We start from the raw sequence: 20,544 nt of genomic DNA, 5'->3' as shown, positions 1-20,544 counted from the left end.
CGGGATCAGAAGGTCAGCCGGGAGCCGGCGTAGAGCGCGCCGCCCTTGCCCTCGTTCGCGGGATTGGCGCTGGTCGAGCGCGTGAGCTGGAGGCCGCCGAACAGCACGATTCCGGGCCCCAACTCGTAGGCCGCGCTGACGTCGAGCAGGACGGCGCGGTCGGGACGGCCCGGCGCGCCGGTGCCGGCCGAGACGCGGGTGAAGCCGACGCCGTAGACCCAGCGTCCGTCGCGGTAGGTGGCCGCGACGCCCCATTGCAGCAGATCGTAGTCGCCGCGCAGGCCCTGGTTGTCGGCCATGATGGCGGCGCCGAGCGTGACCCCGCGCCAGCCGAGATTCACGCCGGCGCCGATCCGCTTCTGGGTCGTGCCCGCGACGCCGGACGGACCGCCGTCGAAGCGCGCCCGCAGGCCGCCGACGCTGGCGGAGAAATCGACCGCGCCGATCACGCCGGCGTAGCGCATGGCGGCCTCGACGCCGTTGACCCACTGGCCGCCGTTGCGCGGACAGACGCCGGCCGCGCCGCCGCCGCCGCGGAAACCGCACGCGCCCGGTCCGGCGGACGGGCTGTAGGACGGCGTGTAGCTGATGCCGACGCCGATGCCGCGCCACGTCGGCGAGAGGTACGTGATCTTGGTCGAGTCGCCGGCGTTGGGCGCGTCGGAGCCGGCCAACGAACCGCCGAGGACCGCCAGGTTGCGCGCGGGCTGGCGGATGGCGAGCATGAACGGATCGTCGACGCCGTGCATCGGCGCCGCCGTCGGCAAGGAGACGTGCAGCTTGTAGGCCGCGCCGTCCGTGGCGCCGAACTGCACCTCGCCGTGGGACGTGCGGACGAAGATAAACTCCTCGTCGAGCTGATCGCCGCCGGCCGGCTGCGACCACGCTTCGAGCTCGATCCGGACACCGACCTCCCAGCCGTTGTCGAGTTTGGCCACGCCCCGGAAATGAAGCTCGCCCTCGTAGGTGATCCCGGTCGGACGCAACCGCGTCGAGACCGGCTGCGAGCGGTCGCGCATCTTCGACTGCACGGCCGCCACGCCGGCGTAGTAGCCGCCGACCTCCAGACGGATCGGGTCGGCGGCGGTAGCCGCAAACACCGGCATCGCCACGGCACAGAACGTCGCGAGTGCGCGGACGATCCGCGTCATGCCGGCGGATAGCGGTGGCGACGGCCGCTGAAATCCTCGACCTCCAGCCCGTCGGACGTCCGCGACAGGTATTCCGGCCCGATCGGGCTCTTGCCGGCGCCGCCGGGGATGTCGAGCACGTAGGTCGGCAGGCACAGGCCGGAGAGGCGCCCGCGCAGGGCCCGCATCAGCGCGCGGCCCTCCTCGATCGTGACGCGGAAATGCGAGGTGCCGCGCGCCAGATCGGGATGGTGCAGGTAGTACGGCCGCACCCGGCAGGCGACCAGCGCGCGGAACAGCGCCTCGAGCGACTCGGCGGTGTCGTTGACGCCTTTGAGCAGCACGGTCTGCGACAGCAGCGGCAGGCCGCGGTCGGCCATCAGCGCGACCGCACCCCGCGCCGCCGGCGTCAGCTCGCGGACATGGTTGGTGTGGATTCCGACATAGACCGCGACGCGGCGCGCGGCGAGCGCGTCCAGCAGCGCGGCGTCGACGCGGCCGGGATCGACCACCGGCACGCGCGTGTGGAAGCGGACGACGGCGACATGCGGGATGGCGTCCAGCGCCGCGACGATGCGCGAAACGCGCCGCGGCGCCAGCATGAACGGATCGCCGCCGGTGACGACCACCTCCCACACCGCCGGGCGCGCCCGGATGTAGTCGAGCGCCGCGTCGAGGCCGGAATCGTCGAGCGCGGCGCCGCCGGGCCCGACCTGCTCGCGCCGGAAGCAGAACCGGCAGTACACCGGGCAGGCGTGCAGCGGCTTCAGCAGCACGCGGTCGGGGTAGCGGTGGACGATCCCCTTGACCGGCTCATGCGCGAGATCGCCGATCGGATCGGCCAGTTCCTCCGGCAGCGTCACCGCCTCGGCCGCCATCGGCACGAACTGGCGCGCGATCGGATCGGTCTCCGGTCCACCCGCGATCAGGGCCAGCATCTCCGGCGTCACCGCGATGGCGAATTCGTCCGCGACGCGCCGCAGCGCCGTTCCGGCGGCGCCCGCGAGCGCGTCCGGCGGCAGCGCCCCGGCCGCGACCAGCGCGTCGAGGTCGCGCGCGGTCGGATCGCGGCGGCGTGACGTGGCCTTGGGAGCGGTTCCGGCGGACATGCCCCGTCCATAGCCCGCGGGCATCGCCTGCGCCACTGTCGCGGTCGTGAACGCCCGGGCCTTCCCTCGCGGCCGTCGAGACGCCATGTTTCGACCGGACGACAGGAGACGCGACATGGCCGCCGTGAAGGACGAGACCTATCCCGTTCAGAAACCCGACGCCGAATGGCAGAAGGAGCTCACGCCGGAGCAGTACAAGGTGTTGCGCAAGCACGCCACGGAACGCGCCGGCACCAGCCCGCTCGACAAGGAATACCGCGAGGGCGCGTTCGTCTGCGCCGGCTGCGGCCACCCGTTGTTCGACAGCGCCCACAAGTACGACAGCGGCACGGGCTGGCCGAGCTTCTGGGATCCCAAGGACGGCGCCGTCGGCAGGACGGTCGACCGCAGCTGGTTCATGACCCGGACGGAGATCCACTGCGCCAATTGCGGCGGCCATCTCGGGCACGTCTTCGACGACGGCCCGCCGCCGACCGGCCAGCGCTACTGCATGAACGGCGTGGCGATGAAGTTCACGCCCAAGGGCTGACGGCGGACGGCGCCGGCGCGCGCGCCGACGTCACAGGCCCTTGTTGCTGCCGCGCACCGTCCGGCCGGGACGGGTCGAGATGTCGAGCGGATCACGCGAGCCCTTGGCCGAGATGTCCAGCGGGTCGCCCGACCCCTTCGCCGAGATGTCCAGCGGATCGCGCTTGCCGCCACGGCCGGAGCCGGACTGGGCCAGAAGCACCGGCGCGCCCTGGTCGAACATCGAGGTGACCGGCTTCTCCCGCTCGGGCGGACGCATGTCCTCCTCGCACTGCGCCCGGGCGGGCACGCCGGCGGACAAAGCGGCGACAGCGGCCAGCGCTGCGATCAGGTGCGCACGTGCGGACATGGTCGTCTCCGTCCGGTCAGGTGGTGCGGGGATCGCCGGGTTCGGCCGGCACCGCGGTCGTCGGCTTCTCCGGCGGCGGCGGACGGTCGCATTGCTGGGCCGACGCCACGGGTGCGGCCAGCAAACCGGCGACCATGGCCAATCCGGCCAGGAAACCGGGAACACGGAGAAGATCGGACATCGCGGCCTCCACGACGACAAGGTGTTCAGTCTGACTCCGGTCGCGGTGGTTGCAAAGCCCTTTCGACTCCACGACCGGAGGGGCCGGTCTCACAGCCCGCGCAGGAACTCGATCAGCAGCCCGTTCACCGTGTCGGCGCGCTCGCGCTGGATCCAATGTCCGGCGCCCTCGACGATGTGGCTGCCGCGGATGCCCGGCAGCGTCCGGGGGAACGCCTCGATCTGCGCCTGCGACGCCGGGAAGTGGAGGACACCGTCGCGGCTTCCGGCGATGAACATGGAGGGCTGGTGGATCGGCTGGCCGCGCCACGGGCCGAACAGGCGCCAGCCGCGGGTCATGTTGCGGTACCAGTTGAGCCCGCCGCGGAAGCCCGTGCGCGTGAACTCGCCGGTGTAGTAGTCGAGGTCGGCCTCGCTCAACCACGCCGGCAGGGTCGCGGGATCGGCGCAGTTGCTCAGCAGGCCGCCGCCCGGAGGCAGCACCGCGAAGCCCTTGCCGCGCTCCTTGTTGTCGCCGCTGGCGGTGAAATTCAGCATGCGAAGCGTCGCGCGGATGTCGCGCTCGAGCTCGGCCTCGGCCACGCCGGGCTTCTGGAAGTACTGGATGTAGAACGTCTTGATGCCGGCCTTGTCGAGCGAATCGAGGAAATCGACATGGCCCGGCGGCGCGTAGGGCACGCTCATGCCGACCACGGCGCGGAACACGTCCGGCCGCAGCATCGCGGCATTCCACGCCACCGGCGCGCCCCAGTCGTGGCCGACGATCACCGCCTGGCTCTCGCCGAGCTGCTTGCCCAGCTCGACCATGTCGCCGGCCATGTGGAGCAGCGTGTAGCGCTCGATCTCGTCGGGCGCGTCGGTGCCGCCGTAGCCGCGCATGTCGGGGGCCACGCAGCGGAAGCCGGCGGCGGCGAGCGCCACGATCTGGTGCCGCCACGAATACCAGCTCTCCGGCCAGCCGTGGCAGAACAGCACCAGCGGGCCGCTGCCGGCCTCGGCGTAGCGCATGGTCAGGCCGTTGGCCGTGGCGCGCTTGAGCGCGACGCCCGGCACGGGCGAGATCAGCAGGGGATCGGCGGCTTCGGTCATCGGCGCTCCGGCGCGCGTCCATGGCGGACGCTGTCGCCGTCAGTATCGGAGCGCGCGGCCCCGCGCCGCAAGCGTTATGGCCGGCGCGGCTAGAAGCTGGCGACGACGTTCGCCGGCGCGCGCCCGGCGGTCGCCGCCGGCCGGGGTGACGCCGTCAGCGCCCGCCACTTCAGCGCGGCCGCCGCGCCGGCGACGATCGCGGCGATGGCGATCAGCGAGCCGATCGACAAGGTCGACACGCCGGTCAGGCCCTGGCCGACGGTGCAGCCCAGCGACAGCACGCCGCCCACGCCCATCAACGCGCCGCCGGCGAGGTAGCGCAGCGTGTGGCGCGCGCCGTCGAAGCCTTCGAGCTTGAGCTCGCCGCGCGCCGCGGCGAGAGCGCCGGCGCCGAGCGGGATGCCCAGCGCCCAGGCGATGCCGAAATCCATCGCCGCGCCGGTGTAGGTCAGGCCGTAGACCAGCGTCTGCGCCAGCGGGCCGGTGACCGTGAGGCCGTCGGGCGGCACGGGGTTGAACTCGTCGACCGCGACGATTCCGGTCAGCGCGAAGGCCGCCGGCACCAGAAGCCCGACGAGGGCGCCACCGACCAGATGGCGGGCGGCGACGCGCCGGCGCGCCACGTAGGCGAGGATCGGGATCGAGATCGCGAGCCCGACCAGGATCTGGCCGATCAGCGGCGTCGCGCCCCAGGCGCGGGCGGCGACCGCCGCCAGCGTGGGCGCCGCGAGCCCGGCGCCCGCGAAGTCGACGCTGGTCGCCGAGGCCAGCGCCTGACGCGCCGGCGCCAGCACGCCGCGCAGCGTCGCGTAGGCCGTCAGGCCGAGCACGATCAGCGTCACGACCGACCGGAGATTGCCGCCGGCCGCGAGCACCAGCAGGCGGGCGCCGCAGCCGCCGGCCAGCACCATGCCGACGCCGAACGCGAGGCCGCCGATCACGAGGCCGCCCAGCGGCAGCGCGGTGGACAGGTAGATGGTCTTGGAGAGGTCGAGGCCGGCGAACGCGATCAGCGCCTGGACACCGACCAGCGCCACGACGACGGCCAGCAGATAGCCGCGCAGGCGCGGCGCGTCCGGCGTGGTCAGGGCGTCCTCGACCGCGCCCCGGACGCAGAACGCAGACCAGCGCGCGACCACGCCGAAAAGGACGCCGATCAGCAGGCCGCCGGCAAGCAATAGCGTGCGAGGTTCTATGTCGCTCATGACCGTCTCCGTGGGAGCGCGACCACCATAGATTTATTTCACGATATGTCGAACGCGAAATTTATTATCTACTTATAAAAAAGGTATTTATGAAAACTCGTCGTCGACGATCTTGTTGAGCGCCATTCATTTCCGTCTAACCATAGATAAAACAAGCTCGATTTAGCTTATCTACGATTATCGTTAAGAAATTCTATTCAGCATTTATAAATGACATTAATCGATAAATTCACATTCCGTCGACTAGCCGCCTCGACGATCGACGTGGGCCGCATTGTCGCCACGTTAAGGACGAGGCTCGGGGTATGCCGGGCCGTGGCGGACATGAGCGTGTAACCGGGTCGGCGTAATGCGCTCCGTGACGGCCGCCCCCTCCGTCGCGCCATGAAGGAGCCCGCCATGCTCTCCCTCGAGAACCTCGGCAAGATCGACGCCCAAGGCCACCACGCGCTGCTTGGCCTGACCCTCTCGATCGGCGACGGCGAGATCGTCGCGGTGATCGGCGGCGACGCCTTCGGCAAGGCGGCGCTGTTGCGCCTGTTGGCCGGCATGGACCGCCCGACGCGCGGCACGGCGACGCTCGCGGGGCGGCGCATCGACGGGCTGACGCCGGAGATCGGCGCGGTGTTTCCCGAGGCCGCGCTGATGCCGGCACTGGACGTCGTGTCGAACGTCGAGCTCGGCCTGCCGGGACTGCCGCGCGCCAAGCGCCGGGCGCTGGCGCTCGAGGCGCTGGCGCGCGTCGGGCTGGAGACCGTGCCGCACGCCCTGCCGTCGCAGCTGCCGCCCGCCATCGCCCGCCGCGTCGCCATGGCCCGGGTCATGGTGGCCGCGCCGCGCGTCGTGCTGCTCGACGCGCCGTCGGCGGGCCACCGGGGCCGCTCGCGCGTCGATCTGCAGAACGACCTGCTGCGCCTGTGGGCGTGGCGCGAGCCGACGATGGTGGTCGCCACCGACGACGTCGACGAGGCCGCCGCGCTGGCCGACCGCGTCGTCGTGCTGCTGGGCGGCGGCGGCGTCAGCCGCGTCGTCGGGGTCGACCTGCCGCGGCCGCGCGACCGCGCCGATCCGGCGTTCATCGTCGTCGCCGAGGAGATCCTCGACGAGCTGCGCTACGCGCTGGCGGTGCGCGCGCCCGCCAACGACGCCTTGGACTCGGCGCGCCACGCCGGCTAGCGTGGCGCGATCCAGATCCACGGAGACCGCCATGAATGCCGACGAGCTGCGCGCGACGCAGGCGCCGATCAAGGAGAAGTACCGCCAGACGCCGGGCGCCGCCGTCGTGACCTTGAAGGCCGCCGGCGACCTCGATTCCGACGGCGTCGCCTGCAAGGTCGACACCGGCCGCGCCATCGTCGAGGCCGGCCTGCATCCGGCGACCGGCGGCGACGGGCTGCAGGCGTGCTCCGGCGACATGCTGCTGGAGGCGCTGGTGGCCTGCGCCGGCGTCACGCTCAAGGCGGTGTCGACGGCGCTGGGCATCCCGATCCGCAAGGGCGTGGTGCGGGCCGAAGGCGATCTCGATTTCCGCGGCACGCTGGGCGTCGCCAAGGACGCCCCCGTCGGCTTCCGCGACATCCGGCTGAGCTTCGACCTCGACACCGACGCCAGCGCCGAGCAGCTGGCGACGCTGTACAAGCTCACGGAGCGCTACTGCGTGATCTACCAGACGCTCAAGAACCCGCCGCCGCTGGCGCTGACGCCGGCGGCCTGAGCGCGGTGGTCCGGAGCGCGTAGGCGGGGACCGCTCTCACCGCGACCGTTCCGTCGTCCGGCCACCTGTCATCCCGAGCGCGGAAAGGGATCTAAGGGCGGCGTCTAGATCCCTCGCGGCGCTCGGGATGACAGGTGGTGGCCGCGCTATGGCATTGCGCTCCGGCCGCGGCGCCGCGCTTTGGGCCACGAAAGCGCGCGCGGGAAGACGTCGCGTCGGTCGCTACAGCGCCTGGCCGCGCACGAGGCGCGGCAGGTCGCCGACCAGACCCATCGCGTGGCGCATGAAGAAGCGCTTCAGCGGCGGCAACCGGTCGACCGCCGCGAGCCCGAGGTCGCGCGCCAGCCGCACCGGCGCGATGTCGTTGGAGAACAGGCGCGTCAGGGCGTCGGTGCCGGCCAGCAAGGTGGCGTTGTCGAACGAGCGCCAGCGCGCGTAGTCGGCCAGCACCGAGCCGTGTCCGATGTCGAGGCCGAGCCGCCGCGCGTCCACGAGGACCTCGGCCAGCGCCGCGACGTCGCGCAGTCCCAGGTTCCAGCCCTGACCGGCGATCGGATGCATGCCGTGCGCGGCGTCGCCGACCAGCGCGAGGCGCGTGTCGACGACGCGGTCGGCGAGCATCACCGACAGCGGATAGGAGAAGCGCGGCCCGACCGCCTTCACGGCCCCGAGATGCGCGCCGAAGCGGCGCGCGAACTCGCGCTGGAACGCCGGCTCGTCGAGGCGCGAGAGCGCCTGCGCGACGGCCGAATCCTCGGTCCACACGATCGAGGAGCGGTGCGCGCCGGTCGCCGGATCGTCGGTCATCGGCAGGATCGCGAACGGCCCGCCGGGCAGGAATTTCTCCTGCGCCACGTAACCGTGCGGCAGCTCGTGTTCGGCGGTCACGACGATGGCGGTCTGGCCGTAGCCCGCGCCGGCCGCGCCGATGCCGGCGGCCTCGCGCAGGCCGCCGCCGCGGCCCTCGGCCGAGACGACCAGAGACGCCACGACCACGCGGCCGTCCGCCAGCGCCACGGTGGCCGCGTCCTCCGTCCGGTCGACGCCCGCGATCTCAGCCGGCGCCATCAGGGTCGCGCGGTCGAGCTCGGCCAGACGCCGGAACAGCGCGGCGCGGATGTGGCGGTTCTCGACGATGTGCCCCATCGGCGACGGCGTCTCGCCCTCGACGGCGGCGCGGCGGTGGTCGAAATGCAGATGCAGCGTCGACACCGGTGCCGGCCCGCCCTCCGGATCGAGCCGCCCGTCGGAGATGCGGATGTCGAGGATGGGCCCGGCGTGGTCGGCCAGATACCGCCACACGCCGATGGCGTCGAGCGCCAGCCGCGCGCCGTGCGCGACGGCGATGGTGCGGCCGTCGAACGCCGGCGCGACCTGGGTCGAGGGCGCGAGGCGGTCGACCAGCGCGACGCGGACGCCGGCGCCGGCCAGCGCGATGCCGAGCGACGCGCCGATCAGGCCGGCGCCGACGATGGCGACGTCGACGCGGAGCGGATCGGGGGCGTTGGCGGGCGCGTCCATGGCGACCGACATAGGCCCGCGGCGGGATCGCGGCAAGACGACGGCGCGACGCCGAACGTCGCGGCCGAGGGAACCGGTGGATCACCGCGTCGCGCCGCTTCACGCGACGCGCGCGATGCGGCAGGATCGCCGCGAAATGGAACGGGATGGACACCGGCAGGCGCGGAGCCCCTTGATGGATACGACGCCCAACCACGCGCGCCTCCGGCGCTTCCTGGCCGACATGACCTCGCTGGTCGGCGGCGCCAGGCAGGACCAGGACGAGGACGCCATCCTCGACGTCGGCGGACGCCTGCTGGCGGATCTCGTCGCGCACGACGACTGGCTGCCGGAGGCCTGCGCCGCGGCCCGGCCGGACGGCTACAACCAGCATCTGCTGTTCTGCGACCCGCAGGAGCGCTTCTCGGTCGTGAGCTTCGTGTGGGGGCCGGCCGCGATGACGCCGGTGCACGACCATCTGATGTGGGGCCTGATCGGCATGCTGCGCGGTTCGGAGGTCGACCAGCGCTACGAGCGCGATCCCGCGACCGGCTGCCTCGTGCCGACGACGCGCGTGGCGCTCGCGCCGGGCGACGTCGGCAGGGTGACGCCGCGCGGCAGCGACATCCACCAGGTGAGCAACGCGCTGATCGACCGCCCGTCGATCAGCATCCACGTCTACGGCGGCAACATCGGCGCGGTCCGGCGCCACAAATTCGACCTCGCGCGCGGCGAGGCGCTGGAGTTCGTCTCCGGCTTCAGCCCGACGCCGCTGCCCAACATCTGGGACCGGTCGCTGGAGCCCGCATCGTGAGCGGTCCGCTGCGGGTGGCGCGCGACGGCGACGTCACGCGGCTGACCCTGGACCGCGCCGACAAGGGCAACGCGCTGTCGCCGGAACTGGTCGAGACCGTGATCGCCGCGCTGGAGCGCGCGGCGGGCGACGGTACGCGCCTTCTGGTGGTGGGTGGCGCCGGCAAGCACCTCTGCACCGGCTTCGACCTCGGCGACCTCGACGCGCTGTCGGACGGCGACCTGCTGCTGCGCATGGTCCGCATCGAGACGATGCTGCAGACGCTGCACGACGCGCCCTACGTGACCATGTCCATCGGCACCGGCCGCGTGACCGGCGCCGGCGCCGACATCTTCGCGGCCTGCGACCGGCGCGTGGCGGTCGACGGCAGCACCTACACCTTCCCCGGCGCCGGCTTCGGCATCCTGCTGGGCACCGGCCGGCTGGCGGCGCGCGTCGGCGCCGACGCCGCCCGCGACATCCTGCGCGCCGGCCGCGTCGTCTCGTTCGACGAGGCGGTGCGCCTCGGCCTCGCGACCGAGAACGTGCCGGCCGACGGCGTCGAGGCCGAGATCGTCGCCAAGGCGCAGGCCGCGCGCCGGCTGGACGCCGCCACCGTGGCCGCGATCCACCGCGTCACCCGCCGCGACGGCGCCGACGCGGACATGGCCGCGCTCGTGCGATCGGCGTCGCGGCCCGGGCTCAAGGAACGGATCGTCGCGTACCGGGCGCGGACTCTGCCGCGTAGATCCTGAGCCGGCGACCCACTCGCGGGAGATCGATCGTGGCCGACAATTCCAGCTCGACCGCCGCGCGCGTCGAGGAACCCGGCATCCGCGCGCTATACCGCGTCGAATCGCGCTGGCAGGCGTGGCTCGACGTCGAGGCGGCGCTGGCCGTCGCGCAGGCGGGTCTGGGCATCGTGCCGCCGGAAGCCGCGCGCCGCATCACCGAGGTCGCGAAGCTGGAGCTGCTCGACCGCGCCCGCATCGACGAGGCGACCAAGCGCACCAGCCACACGCTGGTGCCGCTGGTGTGGGAGCTGTCGCGTGTCGCGGGCGAGGAGGCCGGGCGCTGGGTGCATTGGGGCGCCACGACGCAGAACATCGTGCAGACCGGCGATCTGCTGGTGCTGCGCCGCGCGCACGCGGTCCTGCTGCGGCTGATCGGCGCGTCGCTGACCGCGATGGCCGGTCTGGCGGAGCGCACCGCCGACGACGTGCTGCCCGGCCGCACCCACGGCCAGCACGCCGTGCCCGCGACCTTCGGCTTCAAGGTCGCCGTCTGGATCGACGAACTGGCGCGCCATGTCGAACGCCTGCGGCAGGCCGAGCCCCGGGTGTTCGTCGCCATGCTCGGCGGCGCCGCCGGCACGCACGCGGCGCTCGGCGCGCTCGGGCCGAGGACGCAGGACGCGCTGGCCGCCGCGCTGGGCATGGCCTCGATGCCGGTGCCGGCGCGCAGCATCGGCGACCACATGGCCGAGCACGTGCTGCTGCTGTCGATGCTCGGCGCCACCTGCGGCAAGATCGGCCGCGAGGTCTACACGCTGATGAAGACGGAGTTCGGCGAGGTCGAGGAGCCGGTGCCGGCGGGCACGGTCGGCAGCTCGACCATGCCGCAGAAGCGCAACCCGTTCCTGTGCCAGGACATGATCGCCGGGGCCGCGTCGCTGAAATCCATCGCCACCTTGGCGCTGGAGTCGATGCAGACCGAGCACGAGGCCGACCGCGCCACCAGCCTGATGATCCGCGAGGCGGCGGAACGCGCCTGCGTCACATCGGGCGACGTCCTCGCGCGGCTGGTGGCGATCATGTCCGGGCTGCGCGTCGACGCCGCCCGCATGCGCCGCAACCTCGACCTCGGCGGCGGGCTGATCATGGCCGAGGCCGTGATGCTCGATCTGGGCAAGGCCATCGGCCGGCAGGAGGCGCACGACGTGGTGTACGACGCCGCCCAGACGGCGTTCGTCGAGAACCGGTCGTTCGTCGACCTGCTGGCGGCCGATCCACGGGTCACGGCGCATCTCGACCGCGCCGCCATCGAGGCGATGCTCGATCCCACCGCCTACGCCGGCCTGTGCGCCGAGATGGCGCGCGAGGGCGCCGCGAGGGCGCGCGCGTTGGCCGCCACGCTGGCCTGACCGGCGGGCGCGGCCGCGCTATAAGGCGGCTGCCCGCAGGAGCCCCGCCATGAATCCCGCCGACCGCATCGACCAGACCAAGCCGTTCAAGCCCGTCAACATCGCCGTGCTGACCGTGTCGGACACCCGCACGCTGGAGACCGACAAGAGCGGCGATACGCTGGTCGAGCGGCTCCAGGCGGCCGGCCACCATCTGCTCGACCGCGCCATCGTCACCGACGACGTCGAACTGATCCGCGCCAAGGTGCGCGGCTGGATCGCCGATCCGCGCGTCGAGGTCGTGATCACCACGGGCGGTACCGGCGTCACCGGGCGCGACGTCACGCCGGAGGCGTTGGAAGGGCTGTTCGAGAAGAAGATCGAGGGCTTCGGCGAGACCTTCCGCTGGGTCAGCTTCCAGAAGATCGGCACCTCGACGATGCAGAGCCGCGCCACGGCCGGCGTCGCCGACGGCACCTACATCTTCGCCCTGCCCGGCTCGACCGGCGCCTGCCGCGACGGCTGGGACGAGATCCTGAGATGGCAGCTCGACATCCGCTTCCGCCCCTGCAACTTCGCCGAGCTGATGCCGCGCCTCAACGAAGGCAAGGCGCCGCGCAGCGGCTGAGCGGGCGGACATCGCGTGACCGGAACGAAGTCCCTCATCCGCCCCTTCGGGGCACCTTCTGTGCGAACTGGCGGATGGGTAACAGAAGCGTCCGGGCGGATGGGTAACACATCACCCGGCTGGAGGGCCGGGCCGCGCCTGCGCCGGGGGTTAACCCCGGCGCAGGCGGCTCACTTTCCTTTGGCGTCGATCGCCGCCAGACGCATCGGACCATAGCGCACCACCCACACGCCGTCGCGCGCGGTCGGCTCGAAGCCGACCGTCTCGCCGGCCAGCGTCTCGCTCAGGAACACCATCTCCCCGCCCCAGCGAACCTCGCCGTTGCTCCTGACCGCCCGCGCCTCCCATCCGGCCGGATACTCCGGCGCGCGCAGCTCGCCGTCCCACGGACGCGGGCTCGGGCTCCACACCTTCGACGGCGTCGCCATGTCCAGCGCCTCGTGCGGCCGCTCCTCGTTGAACATCCGCGTGAACGCCGCGAACCGGCGCTGCTGCTCGCGCCGGTCCCGCGCCACCGGCAGCACCGTGTCCTGCTGCACCGTCAGATGCAGCCGCTCGTGCCGGCCGTTCTGCTGCGGCCGGCCCGGCGCGATCCGCTCCGGCCGGACCCCGGCCCGCACCAGCCACACCGCCAGGCGCCCGATCCCGCCCATCCCGCGCCCGCGAACGGCGGCCCGTTGTCCGAGCGCAGCGACAGCGGCAGCCCGTGCTCGCGGAACGCCCCCGACAGCACCGTCCGCACCGTCGCGAAGTCGCAGCGCTCCACCGCCACCAGCCGCAGCACGTAGCGGCTGCGGTGGTCGCTCAGGCTCAGCGGATCCAGCCGCCGCGCGTCGCGCGTCCGCCACCAGCCCTTGAAGTCCACGCACCACACGTCGTTCGGACGCTCGCCCGTCCCCAGATCGTCGCCCTGCGGACGCCAGCTCCGCTCCGTCCGCCGCTTCGCCGTCAGACCGTGCCGCGACAACGCCGCCGCCGCCGCGCTCCGCCCGGGCCACCGGACCTCCGGCTCGCGCGCCGACAGCCACGCCAGCAGCTTCTTCGGTCCCCACGTCGGACGCTCCCCGCGCAGCTCCACCAGCCGCCGCTCCACCGCCCTCGCCCATCGCGTTCGGATGGTGGCGCGCCGCGTGCGAACGCTCCTTCAGACCCGCCACGCCCTCCGCGTCGTACCGCGCCAGCGTCGCGTACACCGTCCGCCGGCTCACACCGTGCCGCCGACCGAGCTCGCTCACCGTCGCGTCGCCCCTCAGCCAGTCCCTCACCAGACGTTCCCTGCTCTCCATCGCGCTCGTCTCCGACCACGGCATGCACACCTCCATCGCATGCCCCCACTGTTACCCATCCGCCCGGACTTTTCTGTGAACCATCACCCCGATCCAGACACTTCTCCCCCTCGTCAGGGGGAGAAGGGAAGACGCACCCATCCGTTCTCCCCCGTCATCGGGGAAGAAGGCGCCCGAAGGACGGAACGCTGGAACGGCGCGGCGCCTTTCCAGCGGGAGGGGCTTCGTCCGAGCACGCGAGGCGGCTCCCCGCGGGCGGCGAACCGCCAGACGCGGCGGCCATGAACATCGACGCCCTGCTCGCCGCGCTGCGCGCGCGGCCGGCGCTGGCCGGACTGACGCGCGACGGCATCGCGCCGCTGCCGGCGACCGGCACGGCGCATGGCCACGCGCGTCTCGGCGTCTCGATCGGCGGCAAGCCGGCGCTGGCGCGCATCGCCTACGCCCATCCCGGCGATCCGACGGCGGCGGCGCGGCTGGACGCGCAGGCGGCGGCGTTCCGCCACCTCGCGCCGCTGCGCCTGACGCCGGCGCTGCTCGACGTCGTGCCACCTTCGGACGCGCTGCCCGGCGGCGCGCTGGTCGTCGAGGCGATCGACGGCCGCGCGCCACGCATCCCCGACGAGCTGCCGAACCTCGCCGACACCTTGGCCGCGATCCACGCCGCCCCCCTGCCGGCCGCCGGCGGCCCGATCCCCGTGCACGCCAACCCGTTCCTCGCGACCCTGGAGATGGTCGAGCGCAACGCCGCGCTCTATCTCGACGCCGCCGTGCCGACCCAGGGCGCGCGCGCGGAGATCGCCGACGAGCTGCGGCTGATGCGCGGCATGTCGCTGGCCTTCGCCAAACGGAAGCAGCCGCGTGGCGTCGCGCTGGCCGACACGCATCCCGGCAACTTCCTGATCGACGTCGCGGGCAAGGCGTGGTTCGTCGATCTCGAGAAGGTGCATGTCGGCTCGCCCGCCATCGACCTCGCGCATTGCACCTTGCCCAGCTCGGTCGACTGGCATCCCGACATCGGCGTCCCGCGGACGTCGCGCGCCGATGTCGCGGCGTTCTACGCGCGCTATCTCGACCGCATCGGAACGCGGCGGGCCGAGGCGCTGCGGCCGTGGCTGATGCCGATGCGGCGGCTGACCTGGCTGCGCACGACGATGTTCTTCTGCCGCTGGCGCGTGGAGACGCGCGGGCCGCGCGATCCCGCCAATCCGGCGCAGTGGAGCGACGCGGGCCTCGATCCGCGCATGAAGGCGCATATCGACGCCCGCATCGACGATTGCTTCGCGCGCGGGACGATCTGGCGGATCCGCGCGGAATGGATGGGACTGGACCCACTCGCTTTTTGATTCTTTGTTCTTGTTATGTTCCCCTCTTCGCGGTAGCCTTTGGGGATGATTTCGCCCGATCCCGACAGGGGAAGCGGGCCGGATATCGAAGGTTTCGACCCCTCGCCGGCGGACCCCGAACGCGTCGTGACGCCACGCGCGCGCAAGGGCCGCGGCGCCATCGGCAATCCGGCCAACCGCTTCTTCGCGCAGCGCACCGTGACGGTCGACGACGGCTGGGGCTCGGCCGACGACCGCGATCCGGTGCGCGCCGCGGCGCATCCCGAAGACGTCGACCCGCCGCGTCTGGCGACCACGCTGACGCGCGACGCCAGCCGCACGATCATCGCCCGCAACACCTCGCCGGACGTGCCGTTCGACCGCTCGATCAATCCCTACCGCGGCTGCGAGCACGGCTGCGTCTACTGCTTCGCGCGCCCCAGCCATGCCTATCTCGGCCTGTCGCCCGGCCTCGATTTCGAGACCAAGCTGCTGTTCAAGCCCGACGCCGCGGCGCTGCTGCGGCAGGAGCTGTCGAAGAAGGCCTACCGCTGCGACGTCATGGCGATGGGCACCAACACCGATCCCTACCAACCGGTCGAGCGCGAGCTCAAGATCACGCGCTCGATCCTCGAGGTGCTCTCGGAATTCAACCATCCCGTCGGCATCGTCACCAAGAACCACCTGATCACGCGCGACGCCGACATCCTCGGCGACATGGCGAGGCGCAACCTCGCGGAGGTGTTCGTGTCGGTGACGACGCTCGACCGCCATCTCGCCAACGTCATGGAGCCGCGCGCGTCCACGCCGGCGCGGCGGCTGGCGGCGATCCGGACGCTGGCCGACGCCGGCGTGCCCACCGGCGTGATGGCCGCGCCGATGATCCCGGCGCTCAACGACCACGAGATGGAGGCGATCCTCGACGCCGCGGCGGCGGCGGGCGCGACGCGCGCCGGCTACACCGTGCTGCGCCTGCCGCTGGAGATCGGGCCGCTGTTCGACGAATGGCTGGCCGAGCACTACCCCGACCGCAAGGAGCGCGTGCTGTCGCTGGTCAAGCAGACGCGCGGCGGCAAGCTCTACGATTCCGACTGGAGCCAGCGCATGACCGGCACCGGCGACTACGCCGCCCTGCTGCGCCAGCGCTTCCAGCTCGCGACCCGCAAATACGAGATGAACAAGTTCCGCTACCGGCTGGACACGACGCTGTTCAAGGTGCCGGACTCCGCCCGGCCCGGCGGCGACACGCGGCAGATGAAATTGTTCTGACGGCGCGGCGGCACCGCGCATGACCCCTCATCCGACGCTGCGCGCCACCTTCTCCCCCGAAGACGGGGGAGAAGGGAAATACGTCGCCCGCCACTTCATCCTCCCTCCTCCCCCGTCTTCGGGGGAGGAGGTGCCCGAAGGTACGCCGCGGCAGCCGCGGCGGGGATGAGGGGCTTCGTTTCCGTCACGCGGGTCCAGCGACACGAAGCGAATCCGGATCGAACGACGACGCCCTCACCACTTCGTCGCGTAGCCGGTGAAGTCCGTCTTGAGGCGCTGGATGTCCTGGATCACGTCGGGCGGCAGGTCGGAGCCCTGCTCGGCGGTGGCGCTGGCCGACACGGAGTCGCTGCCGGCGAAACGCTCGGCTATCGCGCCCGCGATCTCGCGGTGGGTGCCGACGGCGGCGAACAGGCGCACGACGTCGTCGGAGATCTCGCGCGTCATCGCGTCCCACTCGCCCTTCTTGGACATCGCGTTGAGCTTGCGCCCGAGATCGCCCAGCCCGTGGACGTCGAACACCGGCCAGTAGGCTGGCGTCGAACCGTAGAACGCGACCCGCATGCGCACCCACTCGACCTTCTCGGCGACCGCCTTCTCGTCCGCTCCGGTGGCGATGAAGCCACCGCCGTGGATCTCGAAGGTCTCGCGCCGGCGGCCGCTCTTGGCCCAGCCCTCCGCCAGACGCGGCATCACCATCTCCTCCTGGTAGCGCCGCGTGCAGAAGGAATGCAGCCGCACGCCGTCGCCGACCTCGCCGGCCAGCCGCAGGCTGAGCGGCCCGACGGCGGCCAGGGTCACGGGCACCGGCGGAAGGTGCAGCGATTCGGGCACGAAATTCGGCGTCATCAGGGTGAAGCGGTAGTGCTCGCCCACGAAATCCGGCTTGGCGCCGGTCTCCCAGGTGCGCCAGATCGCGCGCATCGTCTTGACGTACTCGCGCAGCCGCGGCACCGGCGGCGACCACCGCACCGAGAAGCGGTTCTCGTTGTGGGCGCGCACCTGGGGGCCGATGCCGAGCACGAAGCGGCCGCGCGAGGCGACCTGCAGGTCCCACGACACCGCGGCCGTCGCCATCGGCGTGCGCGCGAAGGCGATCGCCACGCCGGTGGCCAGCGACAGCCGCTCCGTCGCCGCGGCCGCGACACCCAGCGACAGGAACGGCTCGTGCCGGTTCTCCAGCGTCACGACGCCGTCGAACCCCGCCGCCTCGGCCGCCTTCGCCGCGTCGGCCACCAGCCGCAGATCGCGCTGCGGCAACGTCGTCAGGATGCGCATGTTTCGGTCACTCCGGTCGGGCGCGCGGGGCGCGTCAGGCGTTCGCGTATTGGCGGATGAGGGTGTCGCCGAAGCGGCCGAGGCTGTCCTCGAGGTCGGGCATGAAGGCGGAGATCGGCAGCGCCACGCGGCCGACGCCGCGGGCGATGCGCTCCTCGATGGCGGCGCGCGGATCCTGCCCGGATTTCGGCAGCGCGCCGGGGCAGCCCGTGATCATCTCGACCGAGTTCCGGTCGCGGCCGGCCTCCTCGGCGGTGCGCCAGGCGAGATCGAGCAGCGGCATGACGTCGACCTGGGTGCCGATCGACGGGAAGAACCCGTCGCCCAGCCGCCCGGCGCGCTTGGCCGCCGCCTCGGAGTGGCCGCCGACGATGATCGGCACGGCGCCGCGCACCGGCTTGGGGTTCGAGCTCATGCCGGTGAAGTCGACGAACTCGCCCTTGAAGCTGGCGTCGTCCTTCGCCCACAGCGCGCGCATCGCCGCCACGTACTCGTCGGCGCGCTTGCCGCGGCGCGCGCGAACGGCACGCCGACGGCCTCGAACTCCTCCTTGAGCCAGCCGACGCCGATACCCAGCTCGATGCGGCCGCCGCTGAGATGGTCGAGCGTCGCGACCTCCTTGGCCAGCACCAGCGGATTGCGCTGCGGCAGGATCAGCACCGCGCTCATGAAGCGCAGCTTCGTCGTCACGGCGGCGACGAACGCCATCCAGATCAGCGGATCGGGCAGCTTGCTCGACGGACCGCCCGGCAGCCGGCCGGTCGCCGCGTAGGGATAGGTCGAGGTGTAGTTCGTCGGCCACACCACGTGCTCGACGGTGAAGATCGAGTCGAAGCCGGCGGCCTCGGCCAGACGGGCGATCCGCTTGGCGCCCTCCGGATCGGGAAACGTGTTGTTGGCGAAGTGCAGCGCGAATTTCATCGGGCGTCCCTCCAGTTGTTGATTTGCGCGCACCGCCTTGGCGCGCGGGTCTACGGCCGGAACGCCGGCATCACCTGCTCGCCGAAGCGCCGCATCGACGCGACGTTGAGATCGTGGGACATGGCGCCGAAGCCGGTCTGGCACAGCAGATGGCGCACGCCGACGTCGCGCAGCTCGGCGACCTGCTCGCGCACGCGCGACGGCGATCCGAAGATCGAGCCGGTCGCCAACACGAAGGGCAGCGCCTCGGAATCGGCGACCGACGGATCGGTCCACGGGTTGAGCGTGGCCGGATCGATGGTGAAATCGGCGGGGTTGTGGGCGTGGCGCACGTGCATCATGTGGGCGCGCGTCTCCAGCAGCAGCGCCGACAGCTCGTCCTCGGCCTGGGCGTCGGACTCCGCCACGTAGACGTTACGCCACAGGGCGCTGGCCTCCAGCAGCCGCGTCCGCGCCGCGGCGTCGTGGCCGCCGGCCACGAGGCCGGCCTCGTAGGTCGCCCAACGTTCGCGGATGCGCGCCACCGGCAGGCGCGAGGTCAGGATCGGCACGCCGAGCCGGCCGCATTCCTCGAACGAGGACGGCGAGATCACGCTGCGCCACAACGGCGGGCCGGGAAGCTGCACCGGCCGCGGCCGGATCTCGGGCACGTGCACCCGGTAGTACTTCCCCGCGTAGTCCAGCGGCGCCTCGCGCCACGCCCGTTGGAGGATGTCGACGGCCTCCTCCATGCGGGCGCGGCTGTCGCCGCTGCGCAGGCCGTGGCCGACGAACTCGTACTCGTTGTAGACGGTGCCCTTGCCGATGCCGACGTCGATGCGGCCCTTGCTGAGGTTGTCGAGCAGCGCCAGCTGCGTGGCCAGCCGCACGGGATGGTGGAACGGCATCTGCACGACCGCGAATCCGATCCGCACGCGCTCGGTGCGCATCGCCAGCGCGGCGGCGAACAGCAGCGCGTCGTTGTAGACGCTCTCGCCGGTGAAATAGTGCTCGGTCAGCCAGACGTCGCTGAAGCCCAGCGCCTCGGCGAGGCAGGCCTGCTCGATCTGCTGGTCGATGCGGACGGCATCCTCGTCGGGCGACGGCGACAACGACAGCGTGAGCCAACCGAACCGCATCGAGCTCCCCCGCCGTTTCCGCGACCGCGGACGAGCCTAGCCCGTCCGGCGGCCCGGTAGAAGCGCCGCCAGTCCCCGGTTGTTCCGCTGGGCGGAGGCGTCTCGGCGCTGGCCGCGCGCGCCGAGGCGCCGCACAATCGCCGCCGCCATCTCCCGGGAGTCCGCATGAAGCTCGGCATCGTCACGATCCCCACCGCCGCGCAGGCCACCGGCCCGCGCGCCATCATCGACCGCGTCGTCGAGTTCGGAACCCGCGCCGAGCGGCTGGGCTTCGAAGGACTCTGGATCACGGACTCCTTCGCCCGCGGCCACGCCTCGGTCGATCCGCTGGCGGTGCTGGCGGCGCTGTGCGGCGTGACCAGCCGCATCGAGCTGGGCACCTGCGTCGCGCAGGTGCCGCTGCGCCATCCCGTCGAGCACGCCCACCGCGCGCAGACGCTGAACCTGCTGTCGGGCGGCCGCTTCCGCTTCGGCGTCGGCAGCGGGTCGACCAAGCACGATTTCGACGCCGTGCAGGTCGACTACGACAAGCGCTTCAAGATGCTGCCGGAGTATCTCGCCGTCATGCGCCGCGTGTGGGCGGGCGAGCCGGTCCACGGCCCGGCGCTGACGGTGTGGCCCGGCACCGAGGGCGGCCCGCCCGTGCTGCTCGGCGCGTGGCGCAGCGCGCGGTGGATCGATCTGGCGGCGCGCCACTGCCACGGCTGGATCGCGTCCGGCATCTACTCGGCGTGGGACGACCTGCCGATCGGGATCGGCATGTACCGCGCCGCCGGCGGCAAGCGCGTGGTGCTGGCCAACATCTTCACCGACCTGCGCCCGGCGCCGGACGACCATCCGCTGATCGCGCGCTCCAAGATCACGCTGGTCTGCGGCAAGGCGGAGGCGCGCGACCGGTTGCGCCGCCTCGAGGACATGGGCGTCGACGACGCGCTGCTGATCCTGCCGTTCGGCGCGCCGGACCAGCTCGAGGAGGTCCGCGGCCTGCTGGACTGACGCC

At 72.2% G+C, this 20,544-nt stretch carries 20 protein-coding genes and 1 pseudogene; 10 read left to right on the top strand and 11 right to left on the bottom strand.

Translation table 11 applies throughout. From position 1 onward, the window contains the following. Positions 1–5 precede the first annotated feature (5 nt). On the bottom strand, positions 6–1,151 hold the full coding sequence (locus IPK81_17180) for a porin (GenBank protein QQS11303.1): 1,146 nt from the start codon (positions 1,149–1,151) through the stop codon (positions 6–8). Continuing rightward, entirely contained in the window at positions 1,148–2,239 is a 1,092-nt protein-coding gene (locus IPK81_17175) for a lysine-2,3-aminomutase-like protein (protein QQS11302.1), read from the bottom strand. Before IPK81_17175 ends, IPK81_17180 begins: the two co-directional genes overlap by 4 nt. Positions 2,240–2,354: 115 nt before the next feature. Here IPK81_17175 and msrB point away from each other — a divergent pair, with 115 nt between their 5' ends. Then, a complete protein-coding gene (gene msrB, locus IPK81_17170) occupies positions 2,355–2,768 on the top strand; it encodes a peptide-methionine (R)-S-oxide reductase MsrB (protein ID QQS11301.1) in 414 nt (137 codons plus the stop codon). A 30-nt stretch (positions 2,769–2,798) separates the two neighbouring features. Here the strand turns inward: msrB and IPK81_17165 are convergent, their stop codons facing one another. From IPK81_17165 to IPK81_17150, 4 genes are all read right to left on the bottom strand, one after another. Next, on the bottom strand, positions 2,799–3,116 hold the full coding sequence (locus IPK81_17165; GenBank protein QQS11300.1) for a hypothetical protein: 318 nt from the start codon (positions 3,114–3,116) through the stop codon (positions 2,799–2,801). A 16-nt stretch (positions 3,117–3,132) separates the two neighbouring features. Beyond that, entirely contained in the window at positions 3,133–3,297 is a 165-nt protein-coding gene (locus IPK81_17160) for a hypothetical protein (protein QQS11299.1), read from the bottom strand. Positions 3,298–3,386: 89 nt separating this feature from the next. Then, positions 3,387–4,385: an alpha/beta hydrolase gene (locus IPK81_17155; protein QQS11298.1), complete on the bottom strand. Its 999-nt coding sequence runs from the start codon at positions 4,383–4,385 to the stop codon at positions 3,387–3,389. Between the two features lie 89 nt (positions 4,386–4,474). Next, a complete protein-coding gene (locus tag IPK81_17150; protein ID QQS11297.1) occupies positions 4,475–5,590 on the bottom strand; it encodes a YeeE/YedE family protein in 1,116 nt (371 codons plus the stop codon). A 399-nt stretch (positions 5,591–5,989) separates the two neighbouring features. Between IPK81_17150 and IPK81_17145 the strand changes: the two genes are divergently transcribed. Further along, a complete protein-coding gene (locus IPK81_17145) occupies positions 5,990–6,766 on the top strand; it encodes an ABC transporter ATP-binding protein (GenBank protein ID QQS11296.1) in 777 nt (258 codons plus the stop codon). Positions 6,767–6,797: 31 nt separating this feature from the next. Beyond that, the gene (locus IPK81_17140) at positions 6,798–7,304 is read left to right on the top strand and encodes an OsmC family protein (protein QQS11295.1); all 507 of its coding nucleotides are present in this window, start codon (positions 6,798–6,800) and stop codon (positions 7,302–7,304) included. A gap of 222 nt (positions 7,305–7,526) precedes the next feature. Here the strand turns inward: IPK81_17140 and IPK81_17135 are convergent, their stop codons facing one another. Beyond that, the gene (locus IPK81_17135) at positions 7,527–8,825 is read right to left on the bottom strand and encodes a UbiH/UbiF/VisC/COQ6 family ubiquinone biosynthesis hydroxylase (protein ID QQS11294.1); all 1,299 of its coding nucleotides are present in this window, start codon (positions 8,823–8,825) and stop codon (positions 7,527–7,529) included. Positions 8,826–9,000: 175 nt separating this feature from the next. On the opposite strand from IPK81_17135, the gene IPK81_17130 reads away from it, so the two are divergent. Genes IPK81_17130 through moaB form a run of 4 tightly spaced genes read left to right on the top strand, consistent with a single transcriptional unit; the run spans position 9,001 to position 12,347 of the window. After that, positions 9,001–9,618 carry a cysteine dioxygenase gene (locus IPK81_17130; GenBank protein QQS11293.1) on the top strand — a complete coding sequence of 206 codons (618 nt, stop codon included), beginning with the start codon at positions 9,001–9,003 and terminating at the stop codon, positions 9,616–9,618. Then, positions 9,615–10,352, top strand: a complete 738-nt coding sequence (locus IPK81_17125) for an enoyl-CoA hydratase/isomerase family protein (protein QQS11292.1) — start codon at positions 9,615–9,617, stop codon at positions 10,350–10,352. Before IPK81_17130 ends, IPK81_17125 begins: the two co-directional genes overlap by 4 nt. Positions 10,353–10,381: 29 nt before the next feature. Next, entirely contained in the window at positions 10,382–11,740 is a 1,359-nt protein-coding gene (locus tag IPK81_17120; protein QQS11291.1) for an adenylosuccinate lyase family protein, read from the top strand. Positions 11,741–11,789: 49 nt separating this feature from the next. Continuing rightward, a complete protein-coding gene (moaB, locus tag IPK81_17115) occupies positions 11,790–12,347 on the top strand; it encodes a molybdenum cofactor biosynthesis protein B (protein ID QQS11290.1) in 558 nt (185 codons plus the stop codon). Between the two features lie 170 nt (positions 12,348–12,517). On the opposite strand, the gene IPK81_17110 is transcribed toward moaB, so the two are convergent. Beyond that, positions 12,518–13,657: a transposase gene (locus IPK81_17110; GenBank protein QQS11289.1), complete on the bottom strand. Its 1,140-nt coding sequence runs from the start codon at positions 13,655–13,657 to the stop codon at positions 12,518–12,520. A 257-nt stretch (positions 13,658–13,914) separates the two neighbouring features. Between IPK81_17110 and IPK81_17105 the strand changes: the two genes are divergently transcribed. Both IPK81_17105 and IPK81_17100 read left to right on the top strand, forming a co-directional pair. Next, positions 13,915–14,979, top strand: coding sequence for an aminoglycoside phosphotransferase family protein (locus IPK81_17105; GenBank protein QQS11288.1), 1,065 nt, complete (start codon positions 13,915–13,917; stop codon positions 14,977–14,979). Positions 14,980–15,024: 45 nt separating this feature from the next. Next, entirely contained in the window at positions 15,025–16,227 is a 1,203-nt protein-coding gene (locus IPK81_17100) for a PA0069 family radical SAM protein (protein QQS11287.1), read from the top strand. Between the two features lie 234 nt (positions 16,228–16,461). Here IPK81_17100 and IPK81_17095 read toward each other — a convergent pair whose 3' ends face one another. The 3 genes and pseudogenes from IPK81_17095 to IPK81_17085 all read right to left on the bottom strand — a co-directional run bounded on the left by IPK81_17095 (position 16,462) and on the right by IPK81_17085 (position 19,544). Continuing rightward, a complete protein-coding gene (locus IPK81_17095; protein QQS11286.1) occupies positions 16,462–17,505 on the bottom strand; it encodes a TIGR03617 family F420-dependent LLM class oxidoreductase in 1,044 nt (347 codons plus the stop codon). A 34-nt stretch (positions 17,506–17,539) separates the two neighbouring features. Then, positions 17,540–18,426, bottom strand: a pseudogene (locus IPK81_17090) (LLM class F420-dependent oxidoreductase). Positions 18,427–18,476: 50 nt separating this feature from the next. Beyond that, a complete protein-coding gene (locus IPK81_17085) occupies positions 18,477–19,544 on the bottom strand; it encodes an LLM class flavin-dependent oxidoreductase (GenBank protein QQS11285.1) in 1,068 nt (355 codons plus the stop codon). A gap of 165 nt (positions 19,545–19,709) precedes the next feature. On the opposite strand from IPK81_17085, the gene IPK81_17080 reads away from it, so the two are divergent. Then, on the top strand, positions 19,710–20,540 hold the full coding sequence (locus IPK81_17080) for an LLM class flavin-dependent oxidoreductase (protein ID QQS11284.1): 831 nt from the start codon (positions 19,710–19,712) through the stop codon (positions 20,538–20,540). Positions 20,541–20,544: the final 4 nt, after the last annotated feature.

The sequence above is a fragment of the Rhodospirillales bacterium genome, assembly GCA_016699855.1.
Lineage (GTDB): Bacteria > Pseudomonadota > Alphaproteobacteria > Reyranellales > Reyranellaceae.
The sequence above is the reverse complement of the archived record's forward strand: the minus strand, read 5'-3'. Positions and strand labels throughout refer to the sequence as shown.

Bases quoted from the DNA above. Each gene is read 5' to 3' on its own strand.
- IPK81_17180 (QQS11303.1), bottom strand. From the start codon at position 1,151: ATGACGCGGATCGTCCGCGCACTCGCGACGTTCTGTGCCGTGGCGATG.
- IPK81_17175 (QQS11302.1), bottom strand. From the start codon at position 2,239: ATGTCCGCCGGAACCGCTCCCAAGGCCACGTCACGCCGCCGCGATCCG.
- msrB (QQS11301.1), top strand. From the start codon at position 2,355: ATGGCCGCCGTGAAGGACGAGACCTATCCCGTTCAGAAACCCGACGCC.
- IPK81_17165 (QQS11300.1), bottom strand. From the start codon at position 3,116: ATGTCCGCACGTGCGCACCTGATCGCAGCGCTGGCCGCTGTCGCCGCT.
- IPK81_17160 (QQS11299.1), bottom strand. From the start codon at position 3,297: ATGTCCGATCTTCTCCGTGTTCCCGGTTTCCTGGCCGGATTGGCCATG.
- IPK81_17155 (QQS11298.1), bottom strand. From the start codon at position 4,385: ATGACCGAAGCCGCCGATCCCCTGCTGATCTCGCCCGTGCCGGGCGTC.
- IPK81_17150 (QQS11297.1), bottom strand. From the start codon at position 5,590: ATGAGCGACATAGAACCTCGCACGCTATTGCTTGCCGGCGGCCTGCTG.
- IPK81_17145 (QQS11296.1), top strand. From the start codon at position 5,990: ATGCTCTCCCTCGAGAACCTCGGCAAGATCGACGCCCAAGGCCACCAC.
- IPK81_17140 (QQS11295.1), top strand. From the start codon at position 6,798: ATGAATGCCGACGAGCTGCGCGCGACGCAGGCGCCGATCAAGGAGAAG.
- IPK81_17135 (QQS11294.1), bottom strand. From the start codon at position 8,825: ATGGACGCGCCCGCCAACGCCCCCGATCCGCTCCGCGTCGACGTCGCC.
- IPK81_17130 (QQS11293.1), top strand. From the start codon at position 9,001: ATGGATACGACGCCCAACCACGCGCGCCTCCGGCGCTTCCTGGCCGAC.
- moaB (QQS11290.1), top strand. From the start codon at position 11,790: ATGAATCCCGCCGACCGCATCGACCAGACCAAGCCGTTCAAGCCCGTC.
- IPK81_17110 (QQS11289.1), bottom strand. From the start codon at position 13,657: ATGCCGTGGTCGGAGACGAGCGCGATGGAGAGCAGGGAACGTCTGGTG.
- IPK81_17105 (QQS11288.1), top strand. From the start codon at position 13,915: ATGAACATCGACGCCCTGCTCGCCGCGCTGCGCGCGCGGCCGGCGCTG.
- IPK81_17100 (QQS11287.1), top strand. From the start codon at position 15,025: ATGATTTCGCCCGATCCCGACAGGGGAAGCGGGCCGGATATCGAAGGT.
- IPK81_17095 (QQS11286.1), bottom strand. From the start codon at position 17,505: ATGCGCATCCTGACGACGTTGCCGCAGCGCGATCTGCGGCTGGTGGCC.
- IPK81_17085 (QQS11285.1), bottom strand. From the start codon at position 19,544: ATGCGGTTCGGTTGGCTCACGCTGTCGTTGTCGCCGTCGCCCGACGAG.
- IPK81_17080 (QQS11284.1), top strand. From the start codon at position 19,710: ATGAAGCTCGGCATCGTCACGATCCCCACCGCCGCGCAGGCCACCGGC.